This window comes from Aurantibacter sp., assembly GCF_039941195.1.
Classification (GTDB): domain Bacteria; phylum Bacteroidota; class Bacteroidia; order Flavobacteriales; family Flavobacteriaceae; genus Aurantibacter_A.
The window spans coordinates 1-19,356 of the sequence record NZ_JBDVFA010000043.1; the positions used below are offsets into that span (position 1 = coordinate 1).

The 19,356-nt window shown below is 34.5% G+C and carries 15 protein-coding genes; 8 read left to right on the forward strand and 7 right to left on the reverse strand.

What is annotated here, in order from left to right; all coding sequences use genetic code 11:
* From ABJF52_RS08040 to ABJF52_RS08050, 3 genes are all read left to right on the forward strand, one after another.
* The coding region (locus ABJF52_RS08040; protein ID WP_348148872.1) for a TRAP transporter substrate-binding protein at window positions 1-623 on the forward strand (623 nt) is incomplete at its 5' end.
* Window positions 613-1,068, forward strand: a complete 456-nt coding sequence (locus ABJF52_RS08045; protein WP_348148875.1) for a TRAP transporter small permease subunit — start codon at window positions 613-615, stop codon at window positions 1,066-1,068. The genes ABJF52_RS08040 and ABJF52_RS08045, both read left to right, overlap by 11 nt.
* A gap of 5 nt (window positions 1,069-1,073) precedes the next feature.
* A complete protein-coding gene (locus ABJF52_RS08050) occupies window positions 1,074-2,348 on the forward strand; it encodes a TRAP transporter large permease (protein ID WP_348148878.1) in 1,275 nt (424 codons plus the stop codon).
* Window positions 2,349-2,437: 89 nt separating this feature from the next.
* On the opposite strand, the gene ABJF52_RS08055 is transcribed toward ABJF52_RS08050, so the two are convergent.
* Window positions 2,438-3,433 carry a Gfo/Idh/MocA family oxidoreductase gene (locus ABJF52_RS08055; RefSeq protein ID WP_348148881.1) on the reverse strand — a complete coding sequence of 332 codons (996 nt, stop codon included), beginning with the start codon at window positions 3,431-3,433 and terminating at the stop codon, window positions 2,438-2,440.
* Between the two features lie 9 nt (window positions 3,434-3,442).
* Window positions 3,443-4,810 carry a Gfo/Idh/MocA family oxidoreductase gene (locus ABJF52_RS08060; RefSeq protein ID WP_348148884.1) on the reverse strand — a complete coding sequence of 456 codons (1,368 nt, stop codon included), beginning with the start codon at window positions 4,808-4,810 and terminating at the stop codon, window positions 3,443-3,445.
* A 329-nt stretch (window positions 4,811-5,139) separates the two neighbouring features.
* Here ABJF52_RS08060 and ABJF52_RS08065 point away from each other — a divergent pair, with 329 nt between their 5' ends.
* Window positions 5,140-6,546 (forward strand): sulfatase-like hydrolase/transferase, encoded by a 1,407-nt coding sequence (locus ABJF52_RS08065; protein WP_348148887.1) that lies wholly within the window; start codon window positions 5,140-5,142, stop codon window positions 6,544-6,546.
* Window positions 6,547-6,555: 9 nt separating this feature from the next.
* Here ABJF52_RS08065 and ABJF52_RS08070 read toward each other — a convergent pair whose 3' ends face one another.
* From ABJF52_RS08070 to ABJF52_RS08085, 4 genes are read right to left on the reverse strand one after another with little or no spacing between them, the layout of a single operon-like run.
* Window positions 6,556-7,971 (reverse strand): c-type cytochrome domain-containing protein, encoded by a 1,416-nt coding sequence (locus ABJF52_RS08070; protein ID WP_348148890.1) that lies wholly within the window; start codon window positions 7,969-7,971, stop codon window positions 6,556-6,558.
* Window positions 7,972-7,976: 5 nt separating this feature from the next.
* Window positions 7,977-8,891, reverse strand: coding sequence for a hypothetical protein (locus ABJF52_RS08075; protein ID WP_348148893.1), 915 nt, complete (start codon window positions 8,889-8,891; stop codon window positions 7,977-7,979).
* Between the two features lie 46 nt (window positions 8,892-8,937).
* The gene (locus tag ABJF52_RS08080) at window positions 8,938-10,383 is read right to left on the reverse strand and encodes a DUF1501 domain-containing protein (RefSeq protein WP_348148896.1); all 1,446 of its coding nucleotides are present in this window, start codon (window positions 10,381-10,383) and stop codon (window positions 8,938-8,940) included.
* Entirely contained in the window at window positions 10,383-13,352 is a 2,970-nt protein-coding gene (locus ABJF52_RS08085; protein ID WP_348148899.1) for a PSD1 and planctomycete cytochrome C domain-containing protein, read from the reverse strand. Before ABJF52_RS08085 ends, ABJF52_RS08080 begins: the two co-directional genes overlap by 1 nt.
* Before the next feature lie 310 nt (window positions 13,353-13,662).
* Between ABJF52_RS08085 and ABJF52_RS08090 the strand changes: the two genes are divergently transcribed.
* Window positions 13,663-14,847 carry a glycosyltransferase gene (locus ABJF52_RS08090; protein WP_348148902.1) on the forward strand — a complete coding sequence of 395 codons (1,185 nt, stop codon included), beginning with the start codon at window positions 13,663-13,665 and terminating at the stop codon, window positions 14,845-14,847.
* A gap of 69 nt (window positions 14,848-14,916) precedes the next feature.
* On the opposite strand, the gene ABJF52_RS08095 is transcribed toward ABJF52_RS08090, so the two are convergent.
* Window positions 14,917-15,630, reverse strand: a complete 714-nt coding sequence (locus ABJF52_RS08095) for a hypothetical protein (protein ID WP_348148905.1) — start codon at window positions 15,628-15,630, stop codon at window positions 14,917-14,919.
* A gap of 658 nt (window positions 15,631-16,288) precedes the next feature.
* On the opposite strand from ABJF52_RS08095, the gene ABJF52_RS08100 reads away from it, so the two are divergent.
* The 3 genes from ABJF52_RS08100 to ABJF52_RS08110 all read left to right on the forward strand — a co-directional run.
* The gene (locus ABJF52_RS08100) at window positions 16,289-17,737 is read left to right on the forward strand and encodes an arginine decarboxylase (protein ID WP_348148907.1); all 1,449 of its coding nucleotides are present in this window, start codon (window positions 16,289-16,291) and stop codon (window positions 17,735-17,737) included.
* 83 nt (window positions 17,738-17,820) lie between these two features.
* Entirely contained in the window at window positions 17,821-18,762 is a 942-nt protein-coding gene (gene speB / locus ABJF52_RS08105; protein ID WP_348148909.1) for an agmatinase, read from the forward strand.
* Window positions 18,752-19,356 (forward strand): deoxyhypusine synthase family protein (locus tag ABJF52_RS08110; RefSeq protein WP_348148911.1); only part of this gene is annotated, 605 nt, incomplete at its 3' end. The genes speB and ABJF52_RS08110, both read left to right, overlap by 11 nt.

Consider the following 19,356-nt stretch of genomic DNA (forward strand, 5'->3'; position numbering starts at 1 on the left):
AGGGGCCAATAGGTAAACTAATGGAAACTGAAATGATTGAAAAATCTGGTCTTCGAGCATTAGGGCATTTTCAAAGGGGTGAAAGGCATTTAACTTCCAATAGACCAATTCGACATCCCGATGATCTAAAAGGATTAATCATACGTGTGCCAAATGTCCCTTCCTTTGTTGATACGTGGAAAGCACTAGGTGCAAAACCAACTCCAATGGCATTTTCAGAAGTTTTTACTTCCTTGCAGCAAGGTACAATTGAAGCGCAAGAAAATCCTTTTGCAATGATAAATAATGCTGGATTTGCAGAGGTTCAAAAATACTTAAATCTTACAGGTCATGTGCTTAGTTGGGTTTATCCAGTAGTTGGAGAAAAGCAATTTCAAAAATTACCACCAGATCTTCAAGAGATTTTTTTGCAAGCTGGAAAAGATATGCAGGCTTATGAACATAAACTTTTTCTAGAAAATGAGAAAAGCGTTCAGGAAGAATTAAAGGCAAAAGGTATGGAGTTTATTAAAGTAGATAAAGATGCTTTTCAAAAGAAGAGTGAAAAAGCTATTTATGACAGTCTATCTCCAGAAATGCAAGAAATTTACCATCAATTAAAAGCTGAAAAAGATGCTGCATAAAAACATTGGCCGTGTTTTGAAATACGGTGTTTTGATTAGCACCTGGGGGCTTATTTCAACTGTGGTGATACAGATTATTTGTCGATTTACACCTATTGCAACACCTTCTTGGACTGAAGAAGCATCGCGTATCTTTTTCATTTATGCTATGGCTTTTGCGGCTGGTTTGGCTATGAAAAGCAATTACTATGTTCATCTAGATATGTTTTATAGTCGTTTTTCAAAAAAGTTTCAGCACCTTTTATTGATGGCAATTCCCATCATTTCCTTAGTCTTGTTTTTAATAATGGCAATATATTCAATGCGATTTGTGATGCTAGGTTTTGCGGAAAAATCACCTAGTATGGGATTTAATATGGGCGTGGCATTTTTTAGTATGTTCATAATGTCAGTATCCATTTGTTATTATTTAGTGATTAAGATTATCAAGAATTTTAGAAAATAAAAAGCATGATTTGGGTCTTAGTACTTGTTTTTGTAGTCTGTTTAGTGCTTCGTTTCCCCATTGCTTTTTCATTGGGTTTAGCTTGTTTAAGCTATTTGCTGGTTAAAGGTATTCCCTTAATTATTGTGCCCATGAAAATGTATTCGGGTATAGATGTTTTCGTTTTGCTAAGTGTTCCCGGATTTATAATGGCTGGTAATTTAATGAATTATGGAGGGTTAACTGAAAGGATAATTTCGTTTTGTAACCATTTGTTAGGTCATATTAGAGGTGGGCTTTCATTGGTTAATATTGGAGCTTCAATGCTCTTTGCGGGTATTTCAGGAACAGCTATTTCTGATACAGCAAGTATGGGTTCTATTATGATACCTGCTATGAAGAAAGAAGGTTATGATACTGGTTTTTCTTGTGCGGTGACAGCTGCTTCCTCTACTGTTGGTCCTATGATACCTCCAAGTGTGCCAATGATTATTGCAGCTACTCTTAGCGGTTTGTCCGTTGGGAAATTATTTTTGGCTGGAGCATTGCCTGGCTTACTTCTTGGAGTTGGTTTGCTTTTTACAGCGTACTTTATTTCTAAGAAGAAAAATTACCCTAAACACGAACGTAGTAGTTTAGGTCAAGTAGTTCGTGGATTTATTGATACTTTTTGGTCATTACTAATGACTTTCATTATACTTTATGGAATTATTGGAGGAATTTTCACCCCTACAGAGGCTTCAATTATCGCAGTATTATATGCGTTGATTATTGGACTTTTTGTTTATAAAAAATTGAATTTCAAGAATATTCAAGTGGTAATTCTGGATAGCATGAAAACATCAGCGTCGTTAATGGTGTTGGTCGGTTTTGCTAATTTGTTTGGTTATATTTTAATTACGGAGCAAATACCGCAAACGATATCGAGTGAGATTTTAGGTTTTACAACTAATAAGTATGTTGTGCTTTTGCTTATTAATCTTTTATTGATTGTAGTTGGTACCTTTATGGAAACCATTGCAGCTTTATTAATACTCTTTCCTATTTTGTTGAAAGTAGCTCTTGCTGTAGATGTTGATCCGATTCACTTTGCAGTAATTGCTGTGTTAAATCTTATTATTGGTTTAACAACACCGCCAGTTGGTGTTTGCCTTTTTGTAGCCTCAAGTATTGGGAAAATTTCCATAGGAGAGGTCGCTAAATCAGGTTTCCCATTTCTCATAGTCAGTTTTGTCGTGCTGATTTTAGTCACACTGATTCCAGAAATTTCATTATGGTTGCCGAATTTATTTACTGAATAATGGTTTTGTTTTTAAGTATCCCTAAATACGGTAGTACGAAAAATAAGGTGTCAAAATTGCAAATGGATTTTCACTTACATTCGTAAAATTTAAATTTCATCATAACTCAATACATTCTCCCATTTTCCGCTAGAAATAGATTTTTCCAAAGCTTCTAATATGGCTACGCCATGTATAATATCCTCATGTTTACGGGGTTCTTTTCCAGTCTTAAACATCTCAACCATATCTACATAGTTTTTGCCTGGCTTAGCTTCTTCTGCCTTTGATTTCAATTCAACAACACCTTCTTCTGTTTCAACAAAAGTTTGCCAACCATACTTTTTGGTTGTAAAAACTAAACTGGCTAACATACCACTTTTAAATATTAGGTTGGCGCCACTATTTTCTCCATTTTCATTAATGCGAACTTTTACTACTGGTTCATCAAATAGATAAAGTAAGGGTTGTATTGTATGTGCTCCGTAAAAGAAAACACCTCCATATTCAGAATCCAGATTAACCCTACCAGAGCGTACTACTTGATTAATAGTGCCAAGACTTTCTAATTGTTTTTTAATATCATAGGTCGCGTAGCTATTTGCGATGGAGCTGAATGATGTAACAGGGGTGCCATGTTTTTTAGCTAGTTCCAAAAAGGCTTTACCTTCTTTTGCACGATAGCAAAAAGGCTTATCAATGAACGTAGGTATGCCCGCTTTTATAAATGGAATTGCAGGCTCTAGATGAAATTTACCATGTCGATGGTCAACAATTAACCCATCTATTTTACCAAGCATATCATTGGAGTCCTTAACCATTTTAGGAATTTTTCCTTTTTCCATGGCTATTTTGGCGAACTCTTCGGTTTCTCCCCAAACGTATTTAACTTCCATTCCAGGGAAAGCTTTTTCGATATTAAAAAGCTTACCAAAACCTGCGGTATGCGAATTTTCGGCCCCAATAATTCCTATTTTAAATGGTTTGGCCATTGTAGTTTTCTTAGTCGTAAACTGTGAAAAAAGTGAAACTGGACTATATAAAGCAATTGCTGATAGTGCTGAACCTTTACTTAATTTATTTATGAATGATCTTCTGTTCTGCATAATATTATTTTATAATTTCATTTCCCAACCATTCTCATATTGACGGCTCCATAATTTTTGTGCATCAGCGTTATTTTTGATATGACCATTTGTATTGTCAATATCGAGTGATTGTCCAACACGTTGCGAAATATTGCCGAGCTGCACTAACAAAGTACTTTTGTGACCCGAATCAACGTCTGCATTCAAATTTCCGCCGTTACGAATACCTTCAAACATATTCTGTATGTGTAAGGCATCTAATTTTTCAGCTGGATTGCTTTTGTTACGTGGGTCTATAATTTCAGTTGGCTTAACTTCTTTTACTACATTTCCTTTAAGGTCGAAAAGAGTATAACTATTTCCTCCAGGAATCAATATACTACCGTTTTCCCCATAAAATACAACGCCAACAGAACTGCCTTCAATTGGTTTGCCATTGCAACTTCTGCCTTCCCAAGACATAGTAGTGCCATTGTCAAAGTCAAGATTAATCACTTGTGTGTCTGGCGTTTCCCAGTCGTCATTGTAACGATAACGACCTCCATTTGAACTTACCTTTGTAGGATAGTCAGCATCCATACCCCATCGTAATAAATCTACCATGTGTGTGCCATTATTTAAAGCTTCACCTGTGCCCCAATGCCAATGCCAATGCCAATTGTAATGTACAAGATTATCCTTGAAGTTTTTACGAGGAGCTGGGCCTTGCCAAAGTTCCCAATTAAGCCAATCTGGTACCGCTGTTTCTTTGCCAATACCAATGGAAGCCCTATTGTTAGTGTACCAACCTTTACCGAAATATACATTGCCTATTTCACCATTTTTAACCGCGTTTATGCCTGCAATTACATTTGGCCAAGATCTTCGTTGGTTGCCCATCTGCACTATTTTATTATATTTAATAGCAGCCTCGACAAGAATTTCTCCTTCTTTCGGGTTGTGACTACATGGCTTTTCAACGTATACATGCTTGTCTGATTGCATTGCTAAAAGTGATGCAGGTGCATGCCAATGGTCGGGTGCGGCAATTACCAATACATCTACATCTTTACTTTCTAATGATTTTCGAAAATCAGTAAAGGTTTTTACTTTAACGTTTTGACGCTCTTTAAGACCTGTAAGGCATTTTGTTATCGCTCTACTGTCTACATCCGAAACGTGAATAACATCACAGTTGTTCTGGCTAGCAAAATTTTGAGCTAAGGCATTTCCACGACTATTTACACCCATTATAGAAGCATTGATGCGTTCGTTTGCACCGATAATCTGGCTATAACTCTTAGCGCTAAACTGGGGTAGGATACTCCCTGCTAAAAAAGCCATTGAGCTCTTTTTTATAAATTTTCTTCGTGAATCTTTATGACTAGTAACTGGTGTTTTTTGTTTTTTATGCATGATATCGGTTTGAATGGGTCCTTGTAATAGCTTACAAGATAGTAAAAGGTATTAGTATTTTGATGGGTAAAAACCAGAATTAGCAAAGTATAATAATTAATGTTTAACTCGTGATATTTTAGTACGTAGCACATTATTTTAATAGTAAGAAAAAACTTTAAAATCTACTTTTTTCTTATTTGAAGTTCAATGGATTAAGAAAAGATTTGATAAAATACAATATCGGCTTAACCGAAGTTTAAGTTTTTGTTAGCCCGGTATTTTTTTTGTTTATTCGTAATGTGACCTGCGCTAATTTTAACATAGCTATTACGACTAAAAACTGAAAAATGAATAACCAAAGAGGATTATTGTTAATTGTTTTATTATCAATTTGCAGTTCTATTTGCGCCCAGTCGAATAAAAAACCGAATATCATTTACATATTCACAGACCAACAACATGCATCAATGATGAGTTGTGCTGGAAATAAATGGTTGAAGACGCCTGCTATGGATTACATCGCTGAAAACGGAGTGCGTTTTACACGTGCCTATGTTACTAATCCGGTTTGTACACCTTCTCGTATGAGTTTGATGACAGGTAGATTTCCTGGAGCGTTCAAAGATGATAAAGGAAATAAAGTGTACGAAAATTGGGGTGCGATTCGAGTTTCACAAATATCGGATGAAGTAAAGAACTCAACAATTTCATCTTATTTAAAGAAAGCGGGTTATGATTTAATTTTTGGTGGCAAACAACACTTACCAAAACCACTTCTGCCTGAAGAACTAGGTTTTACTATTATTAGTGATGACGAAAGATCGGCCCTTGCGAAAGATGCTGCAGATTTCATAAGTAGTAAACCAAAGAATCCATACTTTATGGTAGTTTCAATGATAAATCCTCATGATATTTGCTATATGGCTATTCGAGATTTTGCCGAAACAGATCATGAAAAAAGACTTATTTCAAATGGAGTAGAAGAAGTGTCCACTCTAGATAAGGCTCTTTTAAAACCAATGGGAATTTCAGATGATGAATTTTATAAATCATATGCGCCACCCTTACCACCAAATTATGAGCCTCAAGAAGGAGAACCAAAAGCGATACAGGCTCTATTGAATCAGCGTAATTTTAGAAAAAAAGCAAGGGAAGAATATACTGATAAAAATTGGCGTTTACACCGATGGGCTTATTGTCGTTTAACCGAGACTGTAGATAAACAAATTCAAACAGTACTCGATGCTGTTCGAGATTCAGGAGAAGAAGAAAATACGTTAATTATATTCTCATCTGACCATGGTGATATGGATAGTGCTCATCGTATGGAACATAAGTCTACGCCATACGAAGAATCAACAAATGTTCCATTTTTAATGATGTGGAAAGGTCAAATTCCGGCAGGAGTAGTGGATTCTACTCATTTAATATCGAACGGACTTGATTTACTCCCTACGTTAACTGATTATGCTGGATTAAAAGGGACTTCAGATCCAAGAGGTTTGAGTATTAAATCTTTATTTGAGAATGATACTTCTTGGCGTGAAACACTAGGTGTTGAAACAGAAGTGGGTAGAATGGTAGTGCATGAAGATGGATATAAATTTATACGTTATTTCGGCGATGGGAATGAAGAACAGTTACTAGATTTAAATTTAGATCCGTACGAAACAAAGCATTTTACTTCAAGAGCAGACCATCAGGAAATTTTATCAAATCTTCGAGTAGATTTTGAAACGGTTTGGTTCGATTGAAAACCATATTTAAAGTTCTGATGCTCTTTTGTATATTATTTTAAGGTTCTTGTTTTCGTTTTGAAGCTGTTTTATAAGCGTGTCATTGGCATTTGACTGCCAAAGATATATAGTTTTAAGCCGTGCAAATTTTGAACTGATTTCTAGAATACCTTCAGAAATTTTAGTTTTAGACAAATTGATAGACTCTAAATTTTTGAGATTATATAGTTGTTTTAAACCATCGTCAGTGATGTAATTGTCGCGCAGATTTAATTTGACCAAATTTTCCAATTGGCCAATTTTTTCAAGATGAAGATCCTTTGTTTGAGTATTGGATAAGTTTAGCCAAATAAGCTGTTCTTTTAATTCCAAAAGTAAATCTAGGTCTTTAGTCTCCAAATTTCGTTCGCTTAAGCTAAAATTAGCTTCTATGAAATTGTTGTCATTCATCAAACGATTAATGATAAACCCGCTGCGCCGTAAAGAGTCAATCACGACTTTGTTAGGTGCTATAACTACTTTATTTAGTATGTCATTTTTATCTAATCCGAGGTACTTTGTCGCTAGCTGAGTAATTTTTTTGTCAGTATCGATTTCAGTGAGGTATCCGTTTTTCGGTGCTCCTGTTGTTATCCAAAAATCAATAATTTCAATTTCCTCTTCAGTAAGTGGTCTTTTACCTTCAGTAGGCATAAAATCATCATGATTTTCGGGTAGAGTAATTCTTCTAAATAATTCACTAGTTTCAGAATCTCCAGGAATAATAACTTCACCGTTTTCACTTCCTAACATCATATTATTATAAGATGTTAAAAGTAAATCACCCTTCTTTTTTTCACTATTATGACAGCTAATACATTTGCTGTCCATCATCGGTTGTATCAGATCTAGATAAATATCTGCGGAGTCTAGTACAGTTACTTTTTTTCTTGGGATAACCTTAGGTTGAAGTCCCGCGATACCTCTTACAACATTTGGAGCATATTCGAATAAATATGTTTGCCCATGAGTTAAGTTTCCTCCCTTATGCCCTGTGAATGCTATCAATGCCAGAACAAGAATTGAGAACGCCCATTTAATAAATTCATTAACTTTTAAAGAAGTATTAAAAAGATAATACATTGCTGCCGAGAATATAAAAACGGCAATCCCACTCCATTTGTGCCAGAATAAAGTATCAGTATCATAATCTCCAGATAACGAAAGAAAATAGCCAAAAAGGACGGTAACAAAAGATCCAATAGCCCCTAATCCCCATAGGTAAATCAGAAACGGTTTAATGGGGTTGAATTTAGGCCATCGCGTTGCGAACTGAGCAATAATCGCCAGCAATAAAAACCCAATAGGTAAGTGTACTACTAAAGGGTGAAATCTTCCTAAGAACTTAAGAAAGTCAGGCGGATTTTCTAGGAAGCCAATATTTAGCATTAAGTTCAATACCATTACTATTATTTTAACGGGTCTTTTTTGAGTTTTTTTCCGTTGGTAGTTAGGATTTGAAAATGATGCACTTTATAATTATCGTAAGTCCACAGTAGATTTTTGTCCTTGTCAATTTCAAATAATTTAATTCCATCTTTAGCGCCATAACTTGCAATAACGGTGTTGCCATTTGGTAATCTTTGAGCACCGCAAGGGTCTGCGAAAGGGTTTTCTTTAAAGTTGTCATTTGAAACTTTCCATACTACATTACCATATTTGTCGAGCTCCACAATTTTGTTTCCATGAGTAAGTGTAACAATAGTGTTTCCATCTTTAAGTCTGATTGCCGTAAAAGGCCAATTTTCTGCATTTCTACCATCTAATTCTGATTTATCAGTTTTAAATATGTTAACTACGGTGCCGTCAGGCTGGTATTCTTTTACAGAAAAAGCAAGTAGATGGGGAACAAGATAATTTCCATTTTCTAATTTACGCGCCATTCGTGTTTGCATATGAACATTGTCAGTTTCGGGTTGTAATGGGGTGCTTTTAATAATTGTTCCTTTTTTATTGACTTCAATAATTCTCGGATTTTCACCAGACTCAGTTATCATCGTATTGCCATTTTTCAGACGAACTGCCGTGCCTAATTCCATAGATTCTTTTGGTCGTTTGTAACTGAAAACTACTTTTTTATTTTTGTCAAACTCCTTAACGACATCCGCCCAACAAATTATTATGTTTCCATTTTTAAGGACGTATCCATCTCTTGCTTTTGGTTTTTTTGAATCCCACAAAACCTCACCAGATTCACCAATTATTCCCGTAAATTGTGGCCCCGCTATAAAAAAAGAATGCTTTATTTCTGAGCTGCTTTGGCCAATTAAAAATGAAGGATTTATTAGAATTAATACCAGTGATAACTTTATTATTAATTTCATTTATAACTGTTGTTTGTTAACCTTAATACTTTTTTTGAAGATTATTCTATGCTAGAATATCTTTCATAACATGGCCGTGAACATCGGTAAGTCTCATGTCTCGTCCGCCAAAACGAAAGGTCAATTGTTCATGATTAATGCCTAATAGATGCATAATAGTAGCATGTAGATCATGCACGGTAACTTCATTCTCAATAACACGATATCCGTATTCATCAGTTTTGCCATAAATCGTACCACCTTTTATTCCGGCACCAGCCATCCACATGCTAAATGCAGATGGGTTATGATCTCGTCCATCTGAACCTTGAGCAAAAGGAGTGCGTCCAAATTCTCCTGTCCAAACCACTAATGTTTCTTCAAGTAATCCCAGTGATTTTAAGTCTTTGAGCAATCCTGCAATGGGTTGGTCAACCGCATGTGCATTACGTTCATGACCATCTCTTAAATTGCTGTGTTGATCCCAGCGGTCGGCGGCTACTTTTGGGCAGGTTAATTCTATAAAACGAACGCCACGTTCTACCAATCTTCGAGCTAATAAACATTGTGCGGCATAGCCTCTAGTATGAGGGTCGTCGGAATCTATACCGTACAGTTTTTTTGTTGCTGCAGATTCCGATGAAAATTGTGTGAGTTCAGGAATAGAAGATTGCATTTTATAAGCAAGCTCATAGTTTGTAATAGCAGATTCAACGGCGTCAACTTCGCCCATTTTTCCAATTAAACTATGGTCCAATTCTTTGATATAACTTAATTTTTCCTCTTGAAGATTTTTAACAACTTCTTGAGGTGAAATATTCGCTACTGGTTCAGCACCTGCTCGTAGTACAGAAGCTTGATAAGAGGCAGGTAAAAATCCATTTTTAAAATTATCTAATCCGCCAGGTGGAATTAACCCACCATCTAATACAACATAACCAGGAATGTTTTTATTTTCACTTCCTAGGCCGTAGGTCATCCATGATCCCATGCTTGGTCTGCCTTGTATACCACTTCCTGTATGTAAAAAATAATTTGCATTAGTGTGTTCGGGAAAGTTGGAAGTCATAGACCGTATAAGAGCGAGGTCGTCTACACAAGTAGCAATATGAGGAAAAAGTTCACTTACCGGCATACCACTTTCGCCGTGCTGTTTAAATTCCCATGGACTTTTTAATATTTTTCCAACATTGTCAAATTGGGTGGCATCTACTTTAAACTTTTTTCTTGGATCTTCTCCATTTTCTTTAGCTAATCGTGGTTTTGGATCAAAGGAATCTACCTGAGAAACACCACCATCCATATATAAAAAGATAACGTTTTTGGCTTTGGGTAGGTAATGAGGTCCAAGATAAAGATCAGCTGTGCTAATAATATTCTTAGGTCGTTCGCAACCAAATGGTAAGCCACCAAACAAACTAGTAAAGGCTAGGGCGCCAAAACCACCTTTACAAATACCGAGCATTTCGCGACGCGAAAGGGGGCGTTTCATAAAATTATCGTACTTGCCCATTAGATTAGATATATAAATTCTTTTAGGTTAAATATGCTATGACAGAAATCTTTCCAAATTTCGATTTCTTTGGATTTTTCGTTTTCATTATTTGGTTGCATTTTTTCAAGTTTTGAAATAAATTGTTCTGCTTTTTGTACTTCCTCAGCAGTCGGTTTTCTTGAAAAAGTTCGTTTATAAATCCATTCAATTTTCTTGTCGAAACTCAATTCTTTTTGAGCGAGTAATTTTTCTGCCATTGATGCGGCTTGCTCACTAATAAAAGGGTCATTCATTAAAGTGAGAGACTGAGCAGGTACGTTCGTTATGTTACGTTTGCCAAAGGTGCTAAATGGAATTGGACGGTCAAAAGTTACCATCATAGGGTCTAGAAAATTACGGCGCACTTCTTGGTAAATACTTCTGCGACCGGCTCCATCTAATGGACCAGATTCATTAGGGCGACCTCGCCCTTGCATAAATTCTGTTAAATAGGTTTTTACTGGTGGTCCGAACATAGTTGAATCAAGGTTTTCGGTTACCACTAAAATACCATCGCGAATAGCTTCTGCCTCAATGCGTCGTACAGGAAACGAAGCTAAGTAGTTATTGTTAGGGTCTTTTTTTGATAATTCTTCAGTTCTGATGGTACTTCTTTTAAAAGCTTCGGAAATAACGATTTCTCTAATAAGATTTTTTATAGACCAACCATTGATTTGGAAGTTAACTGCTAAATAATCTAGTAATTCAGGGTTAGAAGGGAGTTTGCCTTGCAGTCCAAAATTGTCTACTGTTTCCACAATGCCTTTGCCAAAAAGATGATGCCAAATTCGATTAGTCATAACTCGAGCGGTCAACGGGTTGTCTTTGTTTAACATTGCTTCTGCCAATTCTAAACGTCCGCTACCTTTTGATTGAAAAGGAATTTCACCTAACGGTAGCGCAGACAAAAAGCGACGTGGTATTTCATCTTCTAATAAGTCGTTATGATTACCTCTATTAAAAATTTGGCTATTGACTGCTTCGCCTTCGGTAAAGCCATAATAGAATCCATTTGTTTTTAATTTTTGAGTTAAATTATCACTGCTGTCTTTTACTCCCTTTATTTCAGGAAAACTTGAAGGTAAGTTTCCTTTTTTTAAGGCAGAATTTAGTTTTTTTATGGAATTTGGGGAAACTTCAAGAGTAGCGAAATTAATTTTTTCTTGCGATAAAATTGGCTTAGTATGGTCTATTTCTGATGGCCAGACGGAATCATAAACAATAGCATATTCAGATTCGATAAATGCCTCATCAGAAAGATTATAGTTGTGTCCTTTAAATTGACCGGGAAGAATTTCAATATAAGCCTTATGACCCTTCCATGGACTAATATCAAAAACATAATTTTTCCAATTTTGGTCATTAATTTTATGTTCTAGTTCTCCATAAATAGGATTTTGTATCATTTGAAAATTGTCGATAATGATGCGAATGCTACTGTTTTTTCCTCGCGCCTTAACACCAATAAAATTCTTTTCTAAAATGAAATTTGGGGATTGTAAAATTCCGAAATGACCTTTGCCGTAAGTAGTGCTTGATGCTCTCCCGTTGTCAAGAGCTTTTATTTTGTTTGAATATTTGTCGATTATCGGATTACCAAGAGTGGTTTGATCTCCAAAAGCCAAGCCTTTGGAAAGCCAACCGTCAAAATCTACACTTCTAAAATCACCAATATTTTTGTAATTAGTATCGGTAATAGGTTCTGTGTTTTCTTCAGAATTTTCTACAACAGTCTTAATAGGTAAATCAGACCATTGATTGCCTATCATTTTTTTCATATAACGTTTTAAGTCGTTAATTTCTTTAGCGGTCTGTTTAGTTTCTTTTGAAATGTCAGCAATAGGACCCAAACGAGAACTTTCCATGATGCCGTAAAAGGCATAATAATCAGCAGCAGAAATAGGGTCGAATTTATGATCATGACATTTTGCACATGATACTGTTAACCCTTGAAATGTTTTACTGGTAACATCGATTAAATTGTCGATATATGTTGCTTCTTCTTCTTTAATATCTACCGGGCTATGTTTGCCTTCACCCATGGCAAAAAAGGCGGTACCCAATTGAGATTCTAAGGATCCAGTTTTTGTATTTATACGTTGTTCTATTAAATCACCAGCCAAGTGTTCTTTTAATAATTGATTGTATGGAATGTCATCATTGAAGGCTCGGATAAGATAATCGCGATATTTATATGCACCTGTAATTTGATAATCAAACTCGTGCCCTTTAGTTTCTGCATAGCGCACTAAATCCATCCAATGTCTTGCCCAACGTTCACCATAAGCAGGTGATTCGAGATAATTATCCACCATTTTATTGTAGGCATTCGGTGAATTGTCAGTTATAAATTTTTCTACATCATTTGGTGTTGGAGGCAAACCTGTAATGAGATAAGAGACTCTTCGAATAAGTGAACTTTTGTTAGCTTCTGGTACTTTTTGTAACCCTTTTTGTTGCAATTTATGGTCGATTAAAGCATCAATAGTTTTTGCTTCAAAATTACGCTGCTTATTTTCGGGTTTAATAAATGCCCAATGGTCTTTCCATTCTGCACCTTGATTAATCCATTTTTCCAAAAGCGCTTTTTCACGTTCTGTAAGTTTATAATTCGATTCTGGGGGCGGCATTATTTGGTCAGGTGCGGAATGATTAATGCGATAAACCAATTTACTATTTGAAGCATTGCCAGGTATAATGGCGTACCCTTCTTCTTTTAATGCAGCAGTTGCACCTTCATAAGTGTCTAATCGTAGTCCGGCCTTTCTACTGGTAACATCCGGACCATGACATAAATAACAGTTTTGTACCAAAATAGGACGAACATGAAAATTGAAGTCTACAACATCAGGTAAGGGTTCAGAGAAATCTTTACTATCTCCACATGAGTATAGGGTAAGCAGTGATAATGCTAGTGTAGCTAAGAATTTAAATGGATTGTAATGCACTTACCAGAATGAGTTTGATCTTCTCCTTAAATATAAGAATAAAAAGAGCATTCTGAATCTTAAATTAGTATACTATATGTTCAAAATATAATAGTTTATTACCTCTATGACCTTATTAAAAATAGTAGTACATCCGACAGAATAAGTCTTTTAACGATTTAATAATATTTTAATAGTTCGATATTTCCTTAATGCAATATATTATCATTTGATTTTAAAGGGTTTATAGATTGGCAAGTATAAATATTCAAAAAGCTGTTACTATTGATTCGTGGTAATTTGCTTTTTATAAAAAAAATAATACTGATATATGGAAATAGGTGTAAATAGGTCTAAATTGAAGGTTGTTTATGTTATAACAGGTTTAAGAACGGGTGGGGCGGAAATGATGCTCTATAAATTGTTGACTAGAATCGATAGAAATAGATTTTCTCCAACAGTAATTACAATGATTAGCGGAGGAAAGTTTGAGGAATTAATAAAAGAATTGAATATTGATGTTTATTCTTTAGGAATGAAACGAGGTATTCCAAATCCAAGATCAGTAATTAGATTAATAAACTTATTTAAGTTGATTAAACCTGACGTTGTTCAAGGTTGGATGTATCATGGTAATTTTATAGCCCAATTAGGAGGAGCTTTTTCTCTATTAAAAGTTCCGGTTATTTGGAGTATTCATCATTCTGTAGATGCATTAAAAAATGAAAAGTTTAGTCTAGCTGTTACTATTAAATTGACCGCATTTCTTTCAAAGAATATAAAAAGAGTTGTTTTTTCAGCGAATAAAGGAATGTTGCAGCATATTAACATTGGATATTCTGGTGAGAATGCTATTACAATTAATGATAATTTTGACATAAATAAGTTCAGTCCTGTTATAGACTTAAATTTTGATTTGCGAAAGAATTTAAATTTACCAGTAGATTCTATACTGATTGGATCAGTAGCACGATTTCATCCAATGAAAGACCATGCTAACTTGATAAAGGCGGCTTTCGAAACAGTAAAAGATTGTGAAGAAGAAGTTCACTTTATTCTGGTTGGACCAAATGTGGATGAAAGGAATTTAGTTTTAACAAATCAAATTAAAGAATTAGGATTATCTGAAAGGGTACACTTATTAGGGGAGCGAAATAATATTACGGAAATTTTAACTTCTTTAGACATTTTTACTAGCAGTTCTTCTTTTGGAGAGTCCTTTCCAAATGTTATAGGGGAAGCTATGTCATGTGAAACTCCTTGCGTTGTCACAGATGTGGGTGATTCCAAATTTTTAGTAGGTAATATTGGGGAAGTAATTTTGCCTGACGATTATGAAGCACTAGCATTTGCCTGGAAAAAGTTAATAAAAATTGGAGACGTAGAAAGAAGAAAATTAGGCAAAGAATCTAGAAATCGAATAGTCTCACTATTTAATGTTGATGGTCCAAACTCATTCGTTAAGAAGTATGAAAACATTTATAAAGAAGCACATAATTTATCTGTTAGTGCGTAATAATTAATATGAAACTATTTATGAGTGAGGACCTATTTCACTTATTTTAAAATAGGTTCCTTTGCATTATTACCTCTTTGACCAAATTTCGTAAAGTGGTTCACCTTTACTATTCTTTCCTGTATGGTGCCAATCGTTATTTTTGATTTCATACTGAAAATTTAGCGTCGCACCGACTCTAGAATTGTCTTTGGAAAAAAACTCTATTTTTTCGGTATAGTTGCCATTTTTAGAAATAAAAGAACCGCCTCCAGTGCCATGAAATTTAAAAGTTTCTGTATTGTAGGCAATCCATTGAAATCTGCCATCTATCAGAAATTTTAATGTTTTTCTAGCGCTTTGTTCCCCTCTACGTTCTTGACCTGTGTCTGGTCCTCGTGTGGCAAAAAGCCATTGCCCATCCAATTCTTGTGTTGTAGTTTTAGATTTGTCGAATAGTAATCTTGGATTAGTGCCCAAAATTAATTGCTGGTTTTTTACTGTAAAAGGAATGTGTAATGACTTAATATTATCTCCTTCGAAATTCGAATTAAATTCCAGTTTAACATTCAATTCTGAACCTTTAATGGTATAGGAACCACCTTCTGTTTTAATGAATCTGGATGGGGATTTTTCATAAATACTATGAACCATATAATTGTTAGTTATTTTAAGTTCATGAATAACATTGTCTAAGTCCGAAATATAAACGCCCGATTTAATTTGTGCCTCCGTGCTTAAGCCAAATGCAGTACAGCATATGAAAAGTAAAAATTTTAAGTTTCGTAGTGTATTTTTTTCCATAGTATTTGCGATAGATTATTTCAAATATAAAGATTTGAATGAAGCATATAGGTTATACTTGGAGCGGTTTTTATGTGCTTTAAATATTTTCCTTTATCACTTGCGATAAAAATTGACTTTTTTTTAAATCAAATTTGGAATCAATAGCTAATAATTGAGCAATAATATACCATTTTTTAAGCTTTATTTTGAAATTATTAATTAATTTTTGTGGCAAATAACGAAGTTAAAGTTCTGGAAATAAGCTTTTTAAATTAAATATTTTATATCGCAAAATCTTTTTTCGGTAGTATTTCGTAATTTATTTGAAAAATCTTGTTTTTTAATTTTTTTTGTTTTGTTTTGCCATGTCAAATCGAAATAACAACGATTTTTCTTTTTTAGCGATAGCTGAACATTATGAACCATGTTTCTATGTTCGGGTTATGGGGAATTAAGAAGTCAAACCTCATAACAGCCCATCAGATGGGTGGCCGAATTTTAAAGCTAACTTCTGTAGTATTTGAAATAGTCGGCAGTCAGCACGATTATTTTTTTCTTCCTACTACTCAAAGACAGATATTGATCTGAGGTAGAATTTCATTGCAATTTATTAATACTTAGCAAACATACTTGCTATTACAATTGTCGAATTTTCTATTTTAATTAAGTATCAGTAATGAACACGAAATATATTGATCTAATCGATCAAACCTATGAGTTTCCACAAGAAGAATTTGTACTAGAGGGGGAGTACTTACGCTTTCACGGAATTGAATTAAACGAACTAATCGCAGAATACGGTAGTCCATTGAAATTCACTTATCTGCCAAAAATTTCAGATAATATAAATAAGGCCAAAAATTGGTTTGCAAATGCTATTGCAAAGCACCAATATAAAGGTGATTACAAATATTGCTATTGCACCAAAAGTTCTCATTTTCAACATGTATTACACGAAGCTTTAAAGAATGAAATTCATATTGAAACTTCTTCTGCTTTCGATATTAATATTATTGAGCAACTGAAAGAGGACGGTAAAATTAAGAACAACACTTTTGTTATTTGCAACGGATTTAAGCGTGCACAATATGTTGAAAATATAGGTAGACTTATAAATAGTGGCCATCGCAATTGCATTCCTATAATTGATAATTATGAAGAAATTGATTTGCTTTCAGATGTCATTAATGATGATTTTCAAGTTGGAATTAGAATTGCTTCTGAAGAGGAGCCTAAATTTGAATTTTATACATCTAGATTAGGTATAGGCTATAAGAACATTGTACCCTTTTACGAAAATCAAATTCAAGGTAATGAAAAAGTTACGCTTAAAATGCTTCACTTTTTTATTAATACGGGTATTCGTGATAACGCCTATTATTGGAATGAATTGGCTAAATGTCTTAAAGTCTATGTTCGACTAAAAAAGATTTGCCCCACTTTAGATAGCCTAAATATTGGTGGAGGGTTTCCGATAAAAAACTCGTTGGCTTTTGAATATGATTATCAATATATGATTGATGAAATCGTAAATCAAATTAATCTAACCTGCGCAGAAGCCGATGTACCTGTGCCAAATATTTTCACAGAATTCGGAAGTTTTACAGTAGGCGAAAGTGGTGGTGCTATCTACGAAATCTTATATCAAAAACAACAGAATGACCGCGAAAAATGGAATATGATTGATTCTTCTTTCATTACAACATTACCCGATACATGGGCTATTAATAAGCGTTTTATAATGCTTCCTATTAATAGATGGAATGATGAATACGAGCGGGTTCTTTTAGGTGGTCTTACTTGCGATAGCGATGATTATTACAATAGTGAGCAAAACATGAACGCAATATATCTTCCAAAGTATAAACGCGAAAAGCCACTTTACATTGGTTTTTTCAATACTGGGGCATATCAAGAAACGATTGGAGGGTTTGGAGGGTTGCAACATTGTTTAATTCCACAGCCAAAGCATATTTTAATTGATAAAGATGCCGCTGGTAATGTGGTTAAAACACTATTTAGTCCGCAGCAAAAATCAGAAGATTTAATGAAGATATTAGGGTATAACTCTCAGTCAATGGCTGCTGAAACCAGTGTAGAAAATGCTGTGCTAATTGAAAGCTAATTAATAAATAAAAATTGTCGATACTGTCAAGTAAATTCAATATCGAGTAACAAAAAATATATTTTAAAAAACAATTTAAAAAAATGAAAACAGTAAGGAATTACGCAGGTATTGCTGACGAATTCGCGCAGTTAGAAACTGCAAAAGTAATTTTAATCCCTGTGCCTTTTGATGGTACAAGTACTTGGGGTAAAGGGGCTGATAAAGGTCCTGATGCATTTTTAAAGGCTTCAGAAAATATGGAGCTTTATGATATAGAAACAGCTACAGAGGTTTATAAACAAGGGGTGCATTTAACAGCTCCTATTAGCGAAAATACTTCTGCAGAAGCTGTAGTTAATGCAGTGCATAAAGCAACTAAAGAGTATATAAAACGAAATAAATTTGTAACCTTATTTGGTGGCGAACATTCCATTTCTATTGGTTCAATACGTGCTTTTAATGAATGTTTTGATAATTTAACTGTACTGCATATTGATGCACATGCCGATTTAAGAGAAACATACGAAGGCTCCAAATACAACCATGCTTGCGCAGTTTATGAGGCAAGCCAGACAACCAATTTAATTCAAGTTGGTATTCGTTCTATGGATGCCATTGAAATGACGATTTTAGATGAGGAAAAAACCTTTTTCGCTCATGATATGGTTAACGATGAATTTTGGCTAGACAAAGTTGTGGAAATGTGTACCGAAAATGTGTTTATTACTTTTGATTTAGATGCTCTTGATCCATCTATTTTACCTGCTACTGGCACTCCTGAGCCAGGTGGATTATTCTGGTATGAAACGTTAGATTTTTTAAAACAAGTATTTAAGGAAAAGAATGTTGTCGGTTTCGACATTGTTGAATTATGTCCTAATGAAACTAGTAAACCCTCAGATTTTTTAGCAGCTAAATTATACTATAAAATGTTGAGCTATAAATTTATGGATGAAGCCATAGATAATGATTACGATAATACGTATGATATAGAATACAAAAGCAATAATAACTCTTTAAAGTTTGACGATGATGACATCTAGAGGGCCAATTTCTAATTTTATAGAAAAATATTATTTGCATTTTAATTCGGCTGCTCTAGTCGATGCTGCAAAAGGATATGAAGACCAATTGAACCAGGGTTCTAAAATGCTTGTTTCATTAGCAGGTGCAATGTCTACAGCAGAGTTAGGTAAAATATTTGCTGAAATGATACGCCAAGATAAGGTGCAAATTGTGTCGTGTACTGGTGCTAATTTAGAAGAAGATATAATGAATCTGGTGGCGCATTCGCATTATAAACGAGTTCCTAATTATCGAGATTTAACTCCGAAAGATGAATGGGCTTTATTAGAAAAAGGATTGAATAGAGTAACAGATACTTGTATTCCTGAGGAAGAAGCTTTTAGAAGAATTCAAGAACACATTGTTAAAATTTGGATGGATGCTGAAGCAAAGGGAGAAAGATATTTACCACATGAGTATATGTATAAATTATTACTTTCTGGAGTGTTAGAGGAACACTATGAAATCGATTTAAAAGATTCTTGGATGTATGCAGCAGCAGAAAAAAACTTGCCAATTGTTTGCCCTGGATGGGAAGATAGTACCATGGGTAATATTTTTGCATCCTATGT